General features: G+C 56.8%; 14 protein-coding genes and 7 tRNA genes. 20 read left to right on the top strand and 1 reads right to left on the bottom strand.

The genetic code is table 11. The annotated features are described in order from the left end of the window. Positions 1-38 precede the first annotated feature (38 nt). The 11 genes from nagA (at position 39) to KB890_RS06985 (ending at position 6,216) form a co-directional block, all read left to right on the top strand. The gene (nagA, locus tag KB890_RS06935; protein ID WP_002894747.1) at positions 39-1,187 is read left to right on the top strand and encodes an N-acetylglucosamine-6-phosphate deacetylase; all 1,149 of its coding nucleotides are present in this window, start codon (positions 39-41) and stop codon (positions 1,185-1,187) included. An 8-nt stretch (positions 1,188-1,195) separates the two neighbouring features. Beyond that, on the top strand, positions 1,196-2,416 hold the full coding sequence (nagC, locus tag KB890_RS06940; protein WP_004179041.1) for a DNA-binding transcriptional regulator NagC: 1,221 nt from the start codon (positions 1,196-1,198) through the stop codon (positions 2,414-2,416). A gap of 116 nt (positions 2,417-2,532) precedes the next feature. Continuing rightward, positions 2,533-3,285, top strand: a complete 753-nt coding sequence (locus KB890_RS06945) for an HAD-IIA family hydrolase (protein WP_002894738.1) — start codon at positions 2,533-2,535, stop codon at positions 3,283-3,285. Positions 3,286-3,563: 278 nt separating this feature from the next. Next, complete coding sequence (gene asnB / locus KB890_RS06950; RefSeq protein WP_002894734.1) at positions 3,564-5,228, top strand: asparagine synthase B; 1,665 nt, start codon at positions 3,564-3,566, stop codon at positions 5,226-5,228. 237 nt (positions 5,229-5,465) lie between these two features. Then, a tRNA-Met gene (locus KB890_RS06955) sits at positions 5,466-5,542 on the top strand. A gap of 8 nt (positions 5,543-5,550) precedes the next feature. Further along, a tRNA-Leu gene (locus KB890_RS06960) sits at positions 5,551-5,635 on the top strand. 23 nt (positions 5,636-5,658) lie between these two features. Next, a tRNA-Gln gene (locus KB890_RS06965) sits at positions 5,659-5,733 on the top strand. Between the two features lie 36 nt (positions 5,734-5,769). Further along, positions 5,770-5,844, top strand: a tRNA-Gln gene (locus KB890_RS06970). A gap of 23 nt (positions 5,845-5,867) precedes the next feature. Continuing rightward, a tRNA-Met gene (locus tag KB890_RS06975) sits at positions 5,868-5,944 on the top strand. A 47-nt stretch (positions 5,945-5,991) separates the two neighbouring features. Further along, a tRNA-Gln gene (locus tag KB890_RS06980) sits at positions 5,992-6,066 on the top strand. 75 nt (positions 6,067-6,141) lie between these two features. Beyond that, a tRNA-Gln gene (locus KB890_RS06985) sits at positions 6,142-6,216 on the top strand. A gap of 119 nt (positions 6,217-6,335) precedes the next feature. On the opposite strand, the gene ubiF is transcribed toward KB890_RS06985, so the two are convergent. Further along, positions 6,336-7,511: a 3-demethoxyubiquinol 3-hydroxylase gene (gene ubiF / locus KB890_RS06990; protein ID WP_004179039.1), complete on the bottom strand. Its 1,176-nt coding sequence runs from the start codon at positions 7,509-7,511 to the stop codon at positions 6,336-6,338. 179 nt (positions 7,512-7,690) lie between these two features. Here ubiF and miaB point away from each other — a divergent pair, with 179 nt between their 5' ends. From miaB to KB890_RS07035, 9 genes are all read left to right on the top strand, one after another. After that, complete coding sequence (miaB, locus tag KB890_RS06995; RefSeq protein WP_002894730.1) at positions 7,691-9,115, top strand: tRNA (N6-isopentenyl adenosine(37)-C2)-methylthiotransferase MiaB; 1,425 nt, start codon at positions 7,691-7,693, stop codon at positions 9,113-9,115. Between the two features lie 153 nt (positions 9,116-9,268). Further along, a complete protein-coding gene (locus KB890_RS07000; protein ID WP_004176871.1) occupies positions 9,269-10,315 on the top strand; it encodes a PhoH family protein in 1,047 nt (348 codons plus the stop codon). After that, a complete protein-coding gene (gene ybeY / locus KB890_RS07005) occupies positions 10,312-10,785 on the top strand; it encodes an rRNA maturation RNase YbeY (RefSeq protein ID WP_002894722.1) in 474 nt (157 codons plus the stop codon). The genes KB890_RS07000 and ybeY overlap by 4 nt, the downstream gene beginning before the upstream one ends. Before the next feature lie 147 nt (positions 10,786-10,932). Next, positions 10,933-11,811 carry a CNNM family magnesium/cobalt transport protein CorC gene (gene corC / locus KB890_RS07010; protein WP_004197606.1) on the top strand — a complete coding sequence of 293 codons (879 nt, stop codon included), beginning with the start codon at positions 10,933-10,935 and terminating at the stop codon, positions 11,809-11,811. A 125-nt stretch (positions 11,812-11,936) separates the two neighbouring features. Next, positions 11,937-13,475 (top strand): apolipoprotein N-acyltransferase, encoded by a 1,539-nt coding sequence (lnt, locus tag KB890_RS07015; RefSeq protein WP_004179036.1) that lies wholly within the window; start codon positions 11,937-11,939, stop codon positions 13,473-13,475. Positions 13,476-13,829: 354 nt separating this feature from the next. Further along, a complete protein-coding gene (locus tag KB890_RS07020; protein WP_002894712.1) occupies positions 13,830-14,741 on the top strand; it encodes an amino acid ABC transporter substrate-binding protein in 912 nt (303 codons plus the stop codon). A 164-nt stretch (positions 14,742-14,905) separates the two neighbouring features. Next, positions 14,906-15,646: an amino acid ABC transporter permease gene (locus KB890_RS07025; RefSeq protein WP_002894709.1), complete on the top strand. Its 741-nt coding sequence runs from the start codon at positions 14,906-14,908 to the stop codon at positions 15,644-15,646. Next, complete coding sequence (gltK, locus tag KB890_RS07030; protein ID WP_002894707.1) at positions 15,646-16,320, top strand: glutamate/aspartate ABC transporter permease GltK; 675 nt, start codon at positions 15,646-15,648, stop codon at positions 16,318-16,320. The genes KB890_RS07025 and gltK overlap by 1 nt, the downstream gene beginning before the upstream one ends. Then, positions 16,320-17,045, top strand: a complete 726-nt coding sequence (locus KB890_RS07035; protein ID WP_002894706.1) for an amino acid ABC transporter ATP-binding protein — start codon at positions 16,320-16,322, stop codon at positions 17,043-17,045. Before gltK ends, KB890_RS07035 begins: the two co-directional genes overlap by 1 nt. Positions 17,046-17,387: the final 342 nt, after the last annotated feature.

Here is a 17,387-nt window from a genome sequence, read left to right on the forward strand (position 1 = left end):
AACGCTGACCTGATGAGGCGTATATACCGGGGGTCGTAATGTATGCATTAACCCAGGGCCGGGTTTATACCGGTCATGAAATTCTCGATGACCATGCGGTTGTTATCGCTAATGGCTTTATCGAACGTCTTTGTCCGCTGGCAGATTTGCCGTCTGACATCGAGCAGCGCTCAGTCAACGGCGCAATAATCGCCCCCGGTTTTATCGACGTCCAGCTCAACGGCTGCGGCGGCGTGCAGTTTAACGACAGCCCAGAGGCGGTCACTGTCGAAACGCTGGAGATCATGCAGAAGGCCAACGAACGCTCAGGCTGCACCAGCTTCCTGCCGACGCTGATTACCTCCAGCGACGATCTGATGAAGCAAGGCGTGCGCGTGATGCGCGAATATCTGCAAAAACATCCGAACCAGGCGCTGGGCCTGCATCTCGAAGGGCCGTGGCTGAATATCGTTAAGAAAGGCACCCACAATCCGGACTACGTGCGTAAACCGGACGCGGCGCTGGTCGATTTCCTGTGCGACAACGCCGATGTGATCACCAAAGTGACCCTCGCCCCTGAGCGCGTTGAGCCAGAAGTGATCCGCAAACTGGTCGCCGCCGGGATCGTTGTCTCCGCGGGCCACTCCAACGCTACGCTGAAAGAGGCGAAAGTCGGCTTCCGCGCGGGCATTACCTTCGCCACCCACCTGTATAATGCGATGCCGTACATTACCGGCCGCGAACCGGGTCTTGCCGGGGCGATTTTTGACGAGCCGGATGTCTACTGCGGTATCATCGTCGACGGGATGCACGTCGATTACGCCAACGTGCGCAACGCCAAGCGCCTGAAAGGCGACAAGCTGTGCCTGGTCACCGACGCCACCGCGCCGGCGGGGGCGAATATTGACCAGTTCATTTTTGCCGGGAAAACAATATACTACCGCAATGGGCTGTGCGTAGATGAAAACGGCACCCTCAGCGGATCTTCCCTGACCATGATTGAAGGGGTGCGTAATCTGGTTGAGCATTGCGGCGTGGCACTGGACGAAGTATTGCGCATGGCGACGCTCTATCCTGCGCGCGCTATCGGCGTGGACAAGCAGCTCGGCAGCATTGCGCCGGGCATGGTCGCTAACCTGACCGCCTTTACACGCGATTATAAAATCACCAAGACCATCGTTAATGGTAACGAGGTCGTCACTGAGTAAGTAAAAGTATGACAGCAGGCGGACAAGCTCAAATTGGTAACGTTGACCTCGTAAAACAACTGAACAGCGCGGCCGTGTACCGCCTGATTGACCAGCATGGGCCCATCTCGCGCATTCAGATAGCCGAACAAAGCCAGCTTGCCCCTGCCAGCGTGACCAAAATCACGCGTCAGCTTATTGAGCGCGGCCTGATCAAAGAAGTCGATCAGCAGGCCTCCACCGGTGGCCGCCGCGCTATCTCTATCATTGCAGAAACCCGCAACTTCAACGCCATCGGCGTGCGGCTTGGCCGCTATGACGCCACTCTGACCCTGTATGATTTAAGCAGCAAGCCCCTGGAAGAGGAGCACTTCCCGCTGCCCGAGCGCACCCAGGAAACGCTGGAACACGCCCTGCTGAATATCATCGCCACCTTTATCGAAAACTGTCAGCGCAAAATTCGCGAGCTGATCGCTATCTCAGTGATCCTGCCGGGCCTCGTCGACCCGGAAAGCGGCGTGATCCGCTATATGCCGCACATTGCGGTGGAAAACTGGGGCCTGGTCGGGGCGCTGGAGAAACGCTTCAACGTTACCTGCTTTGTTGGCCACGATATCCGCAGCCTGGCGCTGGCCGAGCACTATTTTGGCGCAAGCCAGGATTGCGAAGACTCCATTCTGGTGCGCGTGCACCGCGGTACCGGGGCGGGGATTATCTCCAACGGGCGCATTTTTATCGGCCGCAACGGCAACGTCGGCGAAATTGGCCATATTCAGGTCGACCCGCTGGGCGAACGCTGCCACTGCGGCAACTTCGGCTGTCTGGAGACCGTCGCGGCCAATGCCGCCATTGAACAGCGGGTTCGCCACCTGCTGGAGCAGGGCTACCAGAGCCGTCTGACGCCGGATGACTGCACGATCAAAACTATCTGCAAAGCGGCCAACAAGGGCGATGCCCTGGCCTGCGAGGTGATTGAGTACGTGGGGCGCCACCTCGGGAAAACGATCGCCATCGCCATTAACCTGTTCAACCCACAAAAAATCGTCGTCGCCGGCGAAATAGTGGAAGCTGAAAAGGTCCTTCTTCCGGCCATCGAAGGCTGCATTAATGCCCAGGCGCTTAAGGCGTTTCGTAAGAACCTGCCGGTGGTGCGCTCCACCCTCGATCACCGCTCTGCAATCGGCGCCTTCGCGCTGGTCAAACGCGCCATGCTTAATGGCACGCTGCTGCAGCGTTTGCTTGAGAGCTAATCGCCCCTTTTCTGATAGCGCGTCACCTTGATACGGGCGGGCCTCGCCCGTCAGAGGTGTGAAACCTCATCGATGACGCGTATAGTTTCGTCTTTGTTAATGATTCTGGACCTACCATGACCATTCAAAACATAATTTGTGATATTGACGGCGTACTGATGCACGATAACGTCGCCGTTCCCGGCGCAGCCGAGTTTATCAAGCGCATCCTCGATAAAGGCATGCCGCTGGTAATGCTGACCAACTACCCGTCGCAAACCGGCCAGGATCTGGCGAACCGTTTCGCCACCGCTGGAATTGATGTTCCGGATAGCGCCTTTTACACCTCAGCGATGGCCACCGCCGATTTTCTGCGTCGCCAGGAAGGCAAAAAAGCCTACGTGGTGGGAGAAGGGGCGTTGATCCACGAGCTGTACAAAGCCGGCTTTACCATTACCGATGTGAACCCGGATTTTGTCATCGTCGGAGAAACTCGCTCCTTTAACTGGGAAATGATGCATAAGGCCGCCTTCTTCGTCGCCAACGGCGCCCGCTTCATTGCCACTAACCCGGATACGCACGGTCGCGGCTTCTACCCTGCCTGCGGCGCGCTGTGCGCCGGGATCGAGAAGATCTCCGGCCGTAAGCCGTTTTACGTCGGCAAACCCAGCCCGTGGATCATCCGTTCAGCACTGAATAAAATGCAGGCTCACTCCGAGCAGACGGTGATCGTCGGCGATAACCTGCGCACCGATATACTGGCCGGTTTCCAGGCGGGGCTGGAGACTATTCTGGTGCTCTCCGGCGTCTCCACCCTCGACGATATCGACAGCATGCCGTTCCGCCCGTCGTGGATTTACCCTTCCGTCGCGGAAATCGATATTTTCTGATGCCAACCACGTCGCAGGACGTGGTTTTTCATTTCTAGCGCCCTTCAGAATTACCCCATCTAATAAAAACGGCCTATAAATACGAATTCCTCAATAAAGCCGTTCAAAAGATACTCTTTTTTCACTGTTCAACAATCACGGTTGCGTTTTTTCTTTTTTCGGCCGCAAAACCCTTGCGCCTGCTCCCCCTTTACGGCATTTTCTTAAGCACGCACTCAGGCTTCGCCACGAGACGAAGCCAGCACAACATCAAACACGACAGGGTAATGGAGAAGGCTATGTGTTCTATTTTTGGCGTACTGGATATTAAAACTGACGCAGGCGAGCTGCGTAAAAAGGCGCTGGAGCTTTCCCGCCTGATGCGCCACCGCGGTCCGGACTGGTCTGGCGTATATGCCAGCGACAAAGCGATTCTGGCGCACGAGCGCCTGTCGATTGTCGACGTCAACGCCGGGGCCCAGCCGCTGTACAACGCCGAAAAAACCCATGCGCTGGCCGTTAACGGCGAGATCTACAACCACCAGGCGCTGCGCGCGGAGTATGGCGATCGCTACCAGTTCCAGACCGGTTCCGACTGCGAAGTGATCCTCGCGCTGTATCAGGAAAAAGGCCCGGAGTTCCTCGACGACCTGCAGGGAATGTTCGCCTTCGCCCTGTACGACAGCGAAAAAGACGCGTACTTAATTGGCCGCGACCATATCGGCATTATCCCGCTGTATATGGGCCATGACGAACACGGCAACTTCTATGTCGCCTCCGAAATGAAAGCCCTGGTGCCGGTATGCCGCACCATTAAAGAGTTCCCGGCGGGCAGCTACCTGTGGAGCAAAGACGGCGAAATTCGCCAGTACTATCAGCGCGACTGGTTTGATTACGACGCGGTGAAAGACAACGTTACCGATAAGAACGAGCTGCGCCAGGCACTGGAAGAGTCGGTGAAAAGCCACCTGATGTCCGACGTGCCTTACGGCGTGCTGCTCTCCGGCGGTCTTGATTCATCGGTCATCTCGGCTATCACCAAGAAATTCGCCGCCCGTCGCGTCGAAGATCAGGAGCGTAGCGAAGCCTGGTGGCCGCAGCTGCACTCTTTCGCGGTCGGTCTGGAAGGCTCTCCTGACCTGAAAGCGGCGCAGGAGGTGGCCAACCACCTCGGCACTGTGCACCACGAAATTCACTTTACCGTCCAGGAAGGGCTGGATGCCATCCGCGACGTTATCTATCACATCGAAACCTACGATGTGACCACTATTCGCGCTTCGACGCCGATGTACCTGATGTCGCGGAAAATTAAAGCCATGGGCATCAAAATGGTGCTTTCCGGCGAAGGTTCGGACGAAGTGTTCGGCGGCTACCTCTACTTCCATAAGGCGCCGAACGCCAAAGAACTGCACGAAGAGACGGTGCGTAAGCTGCAGGCGCTGCATATGTTTGACTGCGCCCGCGCCAACAAAGCGATGTCCGCCTGGGGCGTGGAGGCCCGCGTGCCGTTCCTCGACAAGAAGTTCCTCGACGTCGCGATGCGCATTAACCCGCAGGATAAGATGTGCGGCAACGGCAAAATGGAAAAACACATTCTGCGCGAATGCTTTGAATCCTACCTGCCGGCCAGCGTCGCCTGGCGCCAGAAGGAGCAGTTCTCTGACGGCGTCGGCTACAGCTGGATCGATACCCTGAAAGAAGTGGCCGCCAAACAGATCAGCGACCAGCAACTGGAAACCGCAAGCTTCCGCTTCCCGTACAACACGCCGACCTCCAAAGAAGGCTATCTGTACCGCGAGATCTTCGAAGAGCTGTTCCCGTTGCCGAGCGCGGCGGAGTGCGTCCCTGGCGGTCCGTCGGTGGCCTGCTCTTCAGCGAAAGCCATTGAGTGGGATGAAGCGTTCAAAACCATGAACGATCCATCAGGCCGCGCGGTCGGTGTCCACCAGTCGGCCTACAAATAAGCCCAGACGGGCGGTGAAACGCAAAACGGACCCTCCGGGGTCCGTTTTCTTTTTGCCGGATTTATACCGCTGAAAAACGATAAATAACCAATAATTGCCGAATATTCCAGCGAGCTGTTCGCAACCTAACCAAACAGTCACATTACAACGATTTTCCTTGAAAAAGAGGTTGACGCTCGCAGGCCCAATACGCATAATGCGCCCCGCAACGCCGATAAGGTTACGCGAAAAAAAGATGGCTACGTAGCTCAGCTGGTTAGAGCACATCACTCATAATGATGGGGTCACAGGTTCGAATCCCGTCGTAGCCACCATCTTTTTTGCGGGAGTGGCGAAATTGGTAGACGCACCAGATTTAGGTTCTGGCGCCGCAAGGTGTGCGAGTTCAAGTCTCGCCTCCCGCACCATTCACCAGTTAGCGTTGTACGGATGGGGTATCGCCAAGCGGTAAGGCACCGGTTTTTGATACCGGCATTCCCTGGTTCGAATCCAGGTACCCCAGCCATATTTCTTCGATATTTGCGGTTCACCGCGACGGTATTGGGGTATCGCCAAGCGGTAAGGCACCGGTTTTTGATACCGGCATTCCCTGGTTCGAATCCAGGTACCCCAGCCATCGAAGAAGCAGTAAGACAATTAGGCTACGTAGCTCAGCTGGTTAGAGCACATCACTCATAATGATGGGGTCACAGGTTCGAATCCCGTCGTAGCCACCAAATTCTGGACGTATCGATACGCATCGATAAATCCGCAAACAATTTGTTGGGGTATCGCCAAGCGGTAAGGCACCGGATTCTGATTCCGGCATTCCGAGGTTCGAATCCTCGTACCCCAGCCAAATTTAAAAGTCGTTCAGCAGTGAACGCACTGTTGCCCTCAACCGGCGTAGTTACGGTCAAGCGCAACAGACAATTGGGGTATCGCCAAGCGGTAAGGCACCGGATTCTGATTCCGGCATTCCGAGGTTCGAATCCTCGTACCCCAGCCATTTCAATGCAAAAAAGCTCACTTCGGTGGGCTTTTTTGCTATTGGCGTCCTGACATGCTTACTCCGTACTGACTGCCGGGCAGGCGCTCTCCGCTACGCCCCTGCCCGGGAAGCCGGTTTTACAAGCCTAAGGCATACTTCAGCGCCTGACGCTTCAGCACCCCGGCGCGTTCAGCCGCCATCAGGCCAATATTACGCAGCATCCGCACCGGCGCTAAGTCATTGCTGAAACCGGCATAAAAGAGGTCCATCCCCGACTGCATGATAAAATTATCCGCTCGCCGCCGCGCCTGGTAGCGCTTCAGCACCGGCAGGCTGGCCCAGTCTTCGCCGCGGCCGCGCGCTTCCGCCAGGATCTCCAGCAGGGCATCGACATCACGATAGCCAAGGTTAACCCCCTGCCCCGCCAGTGGATGAATGGTGTGCGCCGCATCGCCCACCAGCGCCAGGCCGGGCTGAACATACTGCAGCGCATGACGCCGGGTGAGCGGGAAGGCGCCGGCCGCCTGCGGCGTCACCCGTCCCAGCCGCGCCGGAAAGTGACTGGCGATCTCCTGCTGGAGCTGCGCCATGGTCATGCTCTGCAGCTGACGGATCCGCGCCGGGGCGTCGTACCAGACCAGCGAGGCCCAGTGGTCGAACAGCGGCAGGAAGGCGCGTGGGCCGCTGGGAGTAAACTGCTGCCAGGTGCTGTCGCCGGGATCGTCGGCGCATTCGACGCTGATCAGCATACAGGACTGCTGATATTGCCAGGCGTGCACGCCGATGCCGGCCATCTCCCGCACCTGGGAGTTAGCGCCGTCGGCGCCGATAACCAGCCGGGCGTGGATCGTCTCCCCCTCGCGCAAATGCAACGCCGTCTGCGTCTCGCCGCGCTGCATCGTTTTCAGTTCGCTACCGACGCGCAGGGTAACCGCCTCATGCGCCGCCAGCGCTTGCCACAGGCCCCATTGCAGAACCTTGTTCTCGACCATATAGCCCAGCTCCGGCAGCTTGAGCTCCGCGGCGTCGAAGGCGACGTGCGCGCTCTCCCACTCCCAGGTCTCCAGACGGCGATAAGCATGGACGCGCATCGCCCGTATGGCATCCCAGACGCCGAGACTCTTCAGCAGGCCGACCGAAGCCGCGCTGATCGCCGAGATCCGCACATCCGGGGCGGATGCCGGATCGAACGCCGGTGGCGCCGCTTTCTCAAGCACCGTCACGGTAAATCCCTGTTGCGCCAGCCCTAACGCCAGGGCGCCGCCGACCATGCCGCCGCCCACGATGGCGACATCTGTTACGTGAATTGTCATGGCTATTATCCTTAAAGCAGAATCCGTTAAGTTTACCGGATTTTTCGCCCTCTTGCGGCGATAACGCTCGCACTGGTCAGGGGGCGACCAAAGCATTACAATACGCGCCCTGGAATGCGAAATTCACCCTGTATATATCCCCGCGTTTTGGATATCTATTACTGAGCATGAGCAAGTCAATGACAAAAAAACTCCATATTAAAACCTGGGGCTGTCAGATGAACGAGTATGATTCATCAAAGATGGCCGATCTGCTGGATGCGACACATGGGTATCAACTGACCGAAGTGGCGGAAGAAGCAGATGTGCTGTTGCTCAATACCTGCTCAATTCGTGAGAAGGCCCAGGAAAAAGTTTTCCATCAGCTTGGCCGCTGGAAGCTGCTGAAAGAGAAGAACCCGGACCTGATTATTGGCGTCGGCGGCTGCGTGGCTTCCCAGGAAGGCGACCATATTCGCCAGCGCGCGCACTATGTCGATATTATTTTCGGGCCGCAAACCCTGCACCGCCTGCCGGAGATGATTAACTCCGTGCGCGGCAACCGCAGTCCGGTAGTTGATATCAGCTTCCCGGAAATTGAAAAATTCGATCGCCTGCCAGAGCCGCGCGCCGAAGGGCCGACCGCCTTTGTCTCGATTATGGAAGGTTGCAATAAATACTGCACCTACTGCGTGGTGCCGTATACCCGCGGAGAAGAAGTTAGCCGTCCGTGCGACGATATCCTGTTTGAAATCGCCCAGCTGGCGGCGCAGGGTGTGCGTGAGGTCAATCTGCTGGGGCAGAACGTTAACGCCTGGCGCGGTGAGAATTACGACGGCACCACCGGCAGCTTTGCCGACCTGCTGCGCCTGGTCGCCGCCATCGACGGCATCGACCGCATTCGCTTCACCACCAGCCACCCGATCGAATTTACCGACGATATCATCGACGTTTATCGCGATACGCCGGAGCTGGTGAGCTTCCTGCACCTGCCGGTGCAGAGTGGCTCCGACCGTGTGCTGAACCTGATGGGACGCACCCATACCGCGCTGGAGTATAAAGCGATTATTCGCAAGCTGCGTGAAGCGCGCCCGGATATTCAGATAAGCTCCGACTTTATCGTCGGCTTCCCCGGCGAAACCACGGAAGATTTCGAAAAGACCATGAAGCTCATCGCCGACGTCAATTTCGATATGAGCTACAGCTTTATCTTCTCCGCTCGCCCGGGCACCCCGGCGGCCGATATGGTCGACGACGTGCCGGAGGCGGACAAAAAACAGCGTCTGTATATCCTGCAGGAACGCATTAACCAGCAGGCGATGGCCTGGAGCCGTCGCATGCTCGGCACGGTACAGCGCATCCTGGTGGAAGGCACCTCGCGTAAGAACATCATGGAGCTCTCCGGACGTACGGAGAATAACCGGGTGGTCAACTTCGAAGGTACCCCGGACCTCGTCGGTAAGTTTGTCGATGTCGAAATCGTCGATGTATACACCAACTCGCTGCGCGGTAAAATCGTGCGCACCGAAGCGGAGATGGGTCTGCGTATCGCTGAATCACCCGAATCAGTGATTGCCCGCACCCGTAAAGAGAACGATCTTGGCGTGGGAATTTACCAGCCATGATCCCTTCAGGCCTGTCGGTTCCGGCAGGCCTTGTAATTCCTCTCTCCGTCCCTATATCTACAGCAATGCTTGCGCCATTTTCCTGTGACGTAAATAATTTCCTGATTAGCCGGCCACGCGCCGCGTCCGGCCACCTGCGTAAAGAGGAATAGTTTGAACATAGACACTCGTGAGATTACCCTGGAGCCAGCGGATAACGCACGCCTGTTAGCCCTGTGCGGCCCGTTTGACGACAACATTAAACAGCTGGAGCGTCGGTTAGGCATTGAGATCAACCGCCGTGACAATCACTTTAAGCTGACCGGTCGCGCCCTGTGCGTGCACGCTGCCGCCGATATTCTGCGCAGCCTGTATGTCGACACAGCGCCAATGCGCGGTCAGATTCAGGATATTGAACCAGAGCAGATCCACCTGGCGATCAAGGAAGCGCGCGTACTGGAGCAGAGCGCCGAAAGCGTGCCTGAGTACGGTAAAGCCGTCAATATCAAGACCAAGCGCGGGGTAATCAAACCGCGTACGCCGAACCAGGCGCAGTACATCGCCAATATCCTCGATCACGACATCACTTTCGGCGTGGGTCCGGCGGGTACGGGTAAAACCTATCTGGCGGTGGCGGCGGCGGTCGATGCGCTGGAGCGCCAGGAGATCCGCCGTATTCTGCTGACCCGTCCGGCCGTCGAGGCAGGCGAAAAGCTCGGCTTCCTGCCCGGCGATCTGAGCCAGAAGGTCGACCCGTATCTGCGCCCGCTGTATGACGCGCTGTTTGAGATGCTCGGCTTTGAGAAAGTGGAGAAGCTGATTGAGCGTAACGTCATCGAAGTGGCCCCGCTGGCCTATATGCGCGGACGGACGCTGAATGACGCCTTTATCATTCTTGATGAAAGCCAGAACACCACCATCGAACAGATGAAGATGTTCCTGACCCGCATCGGCTTTAACTCCAAGGCGGTGATCACCGGCGACATCACGCAGATTGACCTGCCACGCAGCACCAAATCCGGTCTGCGCCATGCCATCGAAGTGCTGGCGGAAGTCGATGAGATCAGCTTTAACTTCTTCCATAGCGAAGACGTGGTGCGCCATCCGGTGGTCGCCCGCATCGTGAACGCCTATGAGGCATGGGAAGCCGCAGATCAGAAACGTAAAGCAGAGCTGGCCGCCGAGCGCAAACGCGAAGCCCAGGAACAGGAGCAAAAATGAGTCAGGTGATCCTCGATTTACAGCTGGCCTGCGAAGAGACCAGCGGCCTGCCGGACGAAGCCCTTTTCCAACGCTGGGTCGACGCCGTCATTCCGCCGTTTCAGGAGGAGTCAGAGTTAACGATTCGTCTGGTCGACGTTGCAGAAAGCCATGAGCTGAACCTGACCTATCGCGGCAAGGATAAGCCGACCAACGTCCTCTCCTTCCCGTTTGAAGCACCGCCGGGAATTGAAATGCCGCTGCTCGGCGATCTGATCATCTGCCGTCAGGTGGTAGAGCAGGAAGCCAGCGAGCAAGGTAAGCCGCTGGAGGCGCACTGGGCGCATATGGTGGTGCACGGTAGCCTGCATCTGCTGGGCTACGATCATATCGAAGACGACGAAGCGGAAGAGATGGAAGGCCTTGAAACAGAGATAATGCTTGCTCTGGGCTATGAGGACCCGTACATTTCCGAGAAGATTGCGGAATAGCGCCCAGCCGGATGGCGGTGCTTGCGCCTCATCCGGCCGCTGTTTCTGCGTTTTACCTGCCAGAAAGTCAGGCAACCCATGCCGTCCGGCGCTGAGTTTACGCGCGACGAGCGACAGTTAAATCAACATGAGAACCCAAACGACGCCATGAGCGACGACAATTCACACAGTAGTGACACAGTAAACAGCAAAAAGGGATTTTTCTCCCTGTTACTCAGCCAGCTTTTTCACGGGGAACCGAAAAACCGCGATGAACTGCTGGCGCTGATCCGTGATTCCGGGCAGAACGATCTTATCGATGAAGATACGCGTGACATGCTCGAAGGGGTAATGGATATCGCCGACCAGCGGGTCCGCGACATTATGATCCCCCGTTCACAAATGATAACCCTGAAGCGCAACCAGACGCTGGACGAGTGCCTGGATGTCATCATCGAATCCGCCCACTCGCGTTTCCCGGTCATCAGTGAAGATAAAGATCACATCGAAGGGATTCTGATGGCCAAGGATCTGCTGCCGTTTATGCGCAGCGACGCCGAAGCCTTCAGCATGGAAAAAGTGTTACGGCCGGCGGTTGTCGTCCCGGAAAGCAAGCGGGTCGACCGCATGCTGAAAGAGTTTCGCTCACAGCGCTATCATATGGCGATCGTTATTGACGAATTCGGCGGCGTCTCTGGCCTGGTGACCATCGAGGATATCCTTGAGCTCATCGTCGGGGAAATTGAAGACGAGTACGACGAAGAAGAAGATATCGATTTCCGCCAGCTGAGCCGCCACACCTGGACGGTGCGCGCCCTGGCCTCCATCGAAGACTTCAACGACGCCTTCGACACGCACTTTAGCGATGAAGAAGTGGATACCATTGGCGGGCTGGTGATGCAGGCCTTCGGCCATCTGCCGGCCCGCGGCGAATCTATCGACATTGATGGTTACCAATTCAAGGTAGCAATGGCAGATAGTCGTCGTATCATTCAGGTGCATGTAAAGCTGCCCGATGACGCTCCCCAGCCGAAGCTGGAAGAGTAAGCGGTAGCGCTGAAATGGCCAGCCGGGAGACCGCGAGTCATACACGGTTGTAGGTGCCCCGCGTCCGGCTGGCAAAAAGAATAGCCTGTAGCAGCAGGCGTTAATTAACGGGACGATTAACCTAAATGGTATTTGCCTCTCTTCTTGAACGCCAGCGCGTACGTCTGTTGCTGGCGCTGTTGTTTGGAGCCAGCGGAACGCTGGCTTTTTCACCTTATGACTTCTGGCCAGCGGCTATCGTTTCGCTGATCGGTCTGCAGGCGTTAACCCTCAACCGACGCCCGCTGCAAAGCGCCGGGATCGGCTATTTCTGGGGACTCGGGTTGTTCGGCACGGGTATCAACTGGGTCTATGTCAGCATCGCGCAGTTTGGCGGAATGCCCGGCCCGGTTAACGTCTTCCTCGTCGTTCTGCTGGCGGCCTATCTCTCGCTCTACACCGGCCTGTTTGCCGGCCTGCTCGCCCGTCTGTGGCCTAAAACTAACTGGATACGGATGGCTATCGCTGCCCCTGTCGTCTGGCAAATCACCGAGTTCCTGCGCGGCTGGGTGCTGACCGGCTTTCCGTGGCTACAGTTCGGCTACAGCCAGATTGACGGCCCGCTGAAAGGTCTCGCGCCGGTGATGGGCGTCGAGGCGATTAACTTCCTGCTGATGGTAGTCAGCGGCCTGCTGGCCCTGGCCCTCGTCCAGCGCAACTGGAAGCCGCTGGCGATTGCCGCGCTGCTGTTCGCCCTGCCGTTCCCGCTGCGCTATATCCAGTGGTATCAGCTGCTGCCGGCGCGCGCGACCCAGGTCTCGCTGGTGCAAGGCGATATCCCACAGGCCATGAAATGGGACGAAAAGCAGCTGGTCAATACCCTGAAAACCTACCTGGCGCTGACCCAGCCGCATATCGGCCACTCGCAGCTGATTATCTGGCCTGAATCGGCGATCCCGGATCTGGAGATCAACCAGCAGCAGTTCCTCAGCATGATGGACGATCTGCTGCGCGCAAAAGACAGCTCGCTGATCACCGGCATTGTCGATGCGCGTCTCAACAAGCAGAACCGTTACGATACCTACAACACCATCATTACTCTCGGCAAAGATAACCCGTACCGCTACGACTCGACCAACCGCTACAACAAGAACCATCTGGTGCCGTTCGGCGAGTTTGTACCGCTGGAGTCGATTCTGCGTCCGCTGGCGCCGTTCTTTGACCTGCCGATGTCCTCCTTCAGCCGCGGCCCCTACGTGCAGCCGCAGCTGATGGCGCATAACCTGAAGCTGACCGCGGCCATCTGCTACGAGATAATCCTCGGGGAACAGGTGCGGGATAACTTCCGGCCGGACACCGACTTCCTGCTGACCATCTCCAACGACGCCTGGTTCGGCAAGTCCATCGGCCCGTGGCAACACTTCCAGATGGCGCGAATGCGCGCCCTGGAGCTGGCCCGCCCGCTGCTGCGCAGCACCAACAACGGCATTACTGCGGTGATCGGCCCGCGCGGCGAGATCCAGAAGATGATCCCGCAGTTTACCCGCGAGGTGTTGACCACCACCGTGACCCCCGCCAGCGGCTTAACCCCTTACGCCCGCACCGGCAACTGGCCGCTATGGGCGCTGACGGCGCTGTTTGGTTTCGCCGCGCTGCTGATGAGCTTGCGCCAGCGTCGCCGATAAGTTTCTCCGCCGGCGACGCCCGTCGCCGGCTTTTTCTTCCCGTCATCTGCCACTCTGGCACAGTCATTGCTTTATTTAACCTGGTAGCGGCATTGTCCGACCCAGTGCAACCGGGTTGCACCAGAAACGATCGGTGGTCGCGCTATTTTGGTGCAATGGAAGATATTTGCCTCCGATTGGTGCGGAGCGCTTCGCAAAAATAAACAATAAAGCAGCAAAATCTTTACATTAAGCCAAACTAAATGCTAACAAACACATACAAATGCGGCACGTGGACGCGTGCCCCCAATAACAACACACACAATCACAATGGGTATCAATAGCGTCGCTGACGCTGCGGATAAGGAGTTGGATATGCAATTACGTAAACTGGCCACGGCAATGCTGGTAATGGGAATGACCGCTGGTCTGGCGCAGGCGGAAGATGCTGCCCCGGCGGCTGGCCAGAACACCCTGGATAAGATCGCCAAAAACGGGGTTATCGTTGTCGGCCATCGTGAATCTTCGGTCCCGTTCTCTTACTACGATAACCAGCAGAAGGTTGTGGGCTACTCTCAGGATTATTCCAACGCCATCGTCGATGCCATCAAGAAAAAACTGAACAAACCCGATCTGCAGGTCAAACTGATCCCGGTCACCTCGCAGAACCGTATCCCGTTGCTGCAGAATGGCACCTTTGATTTCGAGTGCGGCTCAACCACCAACAACCTTGAGCGCCAGAAACAGGCGGCCTTCTCCGATACCATCTTCGTGGTCGGTACCCGTCTGCTGGTGAAGAAAGGCGGCCCGATCAAAGATTTCCCGGACCTGAAGGATAAAGCGGTCGTCGTCACCTCCGGAACCACCTCAGAGATCCTGCTGCATAAGCTGAACGATGAGAAAAAAATGAATATGCGCATTATCAGCGCCAAAGATCATGGCGACTCTTTCCGCACCCTGGAGAGCGGACGCGCCGTGGCCTTTATGATGGATGATGCCCTGCTGGCTGGCGAACGCGCCAAGGCGAAGAAACCGGATAACTGGGAAATCGTCGGCACCCCGCAGTCGAAGGAAGCCTATGGCTGCATGCTGCGGAAGGACGATCCGACGTTCAAGGCGCTGGTTGATGAAACCGTCGCCCAGGCTCAGACCTCTGGCGAAGCGGAGAAGTGGTTTGACAAATGGTTCAAAAACCCGATTCCGCCAAAAAATCTTAACCTCAACTTCGAGCTGTCGGACGACATGAAAGCGCTGTTCAAATCACCTAACGACAAAGCACTGAACTAATTATAACAACCAGGGGCGGGATATCCTGCCCTCCCGATGATTGTCACAGCACGGACAGACTATACGGCGGCTGGTCGTTCCCCAGCCGCCGCGAATACCGAAACAAGCTGGACAACCGTCTTCGAGGGTAGCAATGGCTACCCTTTTTTTTCCAGGAGTCATGTATGTCAATAGACTGGAACTGGGGGATATTCCTGCAACAGGCCCCCTTCGGCAACACTACCTACCTGGGCTGGCTGTGGAGCGGTTTTCAGATAACCGTCGCCCTCTCCATCTCGGCCTGGATCATCGCTTTTCTCGTCGGCTCACTGTTTGGCATTTTACGCACGGTCCCCAATCGCTTCCTCTCGGGCATTGGCACCTGCTATGTCGAACTGTTTCGCAACGTGCCGCTGATCGTGCAGTTCTTTACCTGGTACCTGGTGGTGCCGGAGTTCCTGCCGGAAAATATCGGCATGTGGTTTAAATCGGAGCTGGACCCAAACATTCAATTCTTTGTCTCCTCCATGCTGTGCCTGGGGCTGTTTACCGCCGCTCGCGTCTGCGAGCAGGTACGCGCCGCCATCCAGTCGCTGCCGCGCGGGCAGAAGAACGCCGGCCTGGCGATGGGCCTGACCCTGCCGCAAACCTACCGCTACGTGCTGCTGCCGAACGCCTACCGCGTTATCGTGCCGCCGATGACCTCGGAGATGATGAACCTGGTGAAAAACTCGGCCATCGCCTCCACCATCGGTCTGGCCGATATGGCCGCGCAGGCGGGCAAACTGCTGGACTACTCCGCTCATGCCTGGGAGTCTTTTACGGCCATCACCCTGGCCTATGTTTTCATCAACGCGGTGATTATGCTGATTATGTATGTGGTCGAGCGTAAGGTTCGCCTGCCTGGCAATATGGGAGGCAAATAATGTACGATTTTGACTGGAGTTCGATCGTTCCCTCCATGCCCTATCTGCTGGCAGGGCTGGTGATCACCCTGAAGATTACGGTGATCGCCATCGTGGTCGGCATCGTCTGGGGCACCCTGCTGGCGGTTATGCGCCTGTCCAGCTTTCTGCCGCTGGCCTGGTTTGCTAAATCCTACGTCAACGTATTCCGCTCAATCCCACTGGTGATGGTCCTGCTGTGGTTCTACCTGATTGTCCCGGGCTTCCTGCAGAACGTGCTGGGACTGTCGCCGAAAACGGATATTCGCCTGATCTCGGCGATGGTGGCGTTTTCGATGTTCGAAGCCGCCTACTATTCAGAGATTATCCGCGCCGGCATTCAGAGCATCTCCCGCGGCCAGTCCAGCGCCGCGCTGGCGTTGGGGATGACCCACTGGCAGTCAATGCGGCTGGTGATCCTGCCGCAGGCCTTCCGCGCCATGGTGCCGCTGCTGCTAACCCAGGGGATCGTCCTGTTCCAGGATACCTCGCTGGTGTATGTATTGAGTCTCGCCGACTTCTTCCGTACCGCCTCCACCATTGGCGAGCGTGACGGAACCCAGGTCGAAATGATCCTGTTCGCGGGCGGCGTCTATTTTGTGATTAGCCTCAGCGCCTCGCTGTTGGTCAGCTGGTTGAAGAAAAGGACTGTGTAATGATTACCCTGAAAAACGTTTCAAAATGGTATGGTCACTTTCAGGTGCTGACCGATTGCTCCACGGAAGTGAAAAAAGGCGAAGTCGTGGTGGTCTGCGGGCCGTCAGGCTCCGGTAAATCCACGCTGATTAAGACTGTGAACGGCCTTGAGCCGGTACAGCAGGGGCAGATTATCGTCGATGGCACCGTGGTTAACGATAAAAAGACCAACCTGGCTAAACTGCGCTCGCACGTCGGCATGGTGTTTCAGCATTTTGAACTGTTCCCGCATCTGTCAATTATCGACAACCTGACGCTGGCGCAGGTCAAAGTGCTTAACCGCGATAAAGCCTCAGCGCGCAAGAAAGGCCTCAAGTTGCTGGAGCGCGTTGGCCTGGCGGCGCACGCGGAAAAATACCCGGCGCAGCTCTCCGGCGGCCAGCAGCAGCGCGTGGCCATTGCCCGAGCCCTGTGTATGGACCCGATCGCCATGCTGTTTGATGAGCCCACCTCAGCGCTTGACCCGGAGATGATTAACGAGGTGCTGGACGTTATGGTCGAACTGGCTAACGAAGGGATGACCATGATGGTCGTGACCCATGAGATGGGCTTTGCCCGCAAGGTGGCGAACCGGGTGATCTTTATGGATGAAGGGAAGATTGTCGAGGATGCCGATAAAGAGGCCTTCTTTGCCAATCCGCAATCCGAGCGTGCCAAAGATTTCCTCGCCAAAATACTCCATTAATGGTTTTTCTCTGCGCATACCGCCCGGTATGCGCAGTTAATCTTTTCCGCCATATTATTCGCCAATGTTATTTATGCGGCGGATTATCGCTACTATCATTTACGTACCCAATAAACCTGGGCGATAAAAGCTGAACTTATTTATTAAATCGATCAATTCATAAAGAATTCAATAATGAATTCGTGGACCGGCCTTGCCACCGCCGCTAGCATATAACGCCTCGTAACAGGTTCGTCGCACGATTATTTTATTAATTGAATATAATATTCTTGCCTGACCTCGCCTGCGCCGAAATAAAGGCCATCAATATTCTCTGCCGCTCGCAGAATAATGGATGCGCCA

It is taken from the genome of Klebsiella sp. P1954 (assembly GCF_018199955.1).
Taxonomy (GTDB): domain Bacteria; phylum Pseudomonadota; class Gammaproteobacteria; order Enterobacterales; family Enterobacteriaceae; genus Klebsiella; species Klebsiella pneumoniae.

What these genes read in the sequence shown, in the direction of transcription:
- ybeY (WP_002894722.1), top strand. Translation starts at nt 10,312, where the DNA reads ATGAGTCAGGTGATCCTCGATTTACAGCTGGCCTGCGAAGAGACCAGC.
- nagA (WP_002894747.1), top strand. Translation starts at nt 39, where the DNA reads ATGTATGCATTAACCCAGGGCCGGGTTTATACCGGTCATGAAATTCTC.
- KB890_RS07025 (WP_002894709.1), top strand. Translation starts at nt 14,906, where the DNA reads ATGTCAATAGACTGGAACTGGGGGATATTCCTGCAACAGGCCCCCTTC.
- KB890_RS07035 (WP_002894706.1), top strand. Translation starts at nt 16,320, where the DNA reads ATGATTACCCTGAAAAACGTTTCAAAATGGTATGGTCACTTTCAGGTG.
- ubiF (WP_004179039.1), bottom strand. Translation starts at nt 7,511, where the DNA reads ATGACAATTCACGTAACAGATGTCGCCATCGTGGGCGGCGGCATGGTC.
- corC (WP_004197606.1), top strand. Translation starts at nt 10,933, where the DNA reads ATGAGCGACGACAATTCACACAGTAGTGACACAGTAAACAGCAAAAAG.
- KB890_RS07020 (WP_002894712.1), top strand. Translation starts at nt 13,830, where the DNA reads ATGCAATTACGTAAACTGGCCACGGCAATGCTGGTAATGGGAATGACC.
- KB890_RS06945 (WP_002894738.1), top strand. Translation starts at nt 2,533, where the DNA reads ATGACCATTCAAAACATAATTTGTGATATTGACGGCGTACTGATGCAC.
- lnt (WP_004179036.1), top strand. Translation starts at nt 11,937, where the DNA reads ATGGTATTTGCCTCTCTTCTTGAACGCCAGCGCGTACGTCTGTTGCTG.
- nagC (WP_004179041.1), top strand. Translation starts at nt 1,196, where the DNA reads ATGACAGCAGGCGGACAAGCTCAAATTGGTAACGTTGACCTCGTAAAA.
- asnB (WP_002894734.1), top strand. Translation starts at nt 3,564, where the DNA reads ATGTGTTCTATTTTTGGCGTACTGGATATTAAAACTGACGCAGGCGAG.
- miaB (WP_002894730.1), top strand. Translation starts at nt 7,691, where the DNA reads ATGACAAAAAAACTCCATATTAAAACCTGGGGCTGTCAGATGAACGAG.
- gltK (WP_002894707.1), top strand. Translation starts at nt 15,646, where the DNA reads ATGTACGATTTTGACTGGAGTTCGATCGTTCCCTCCATGCCCTATCTG.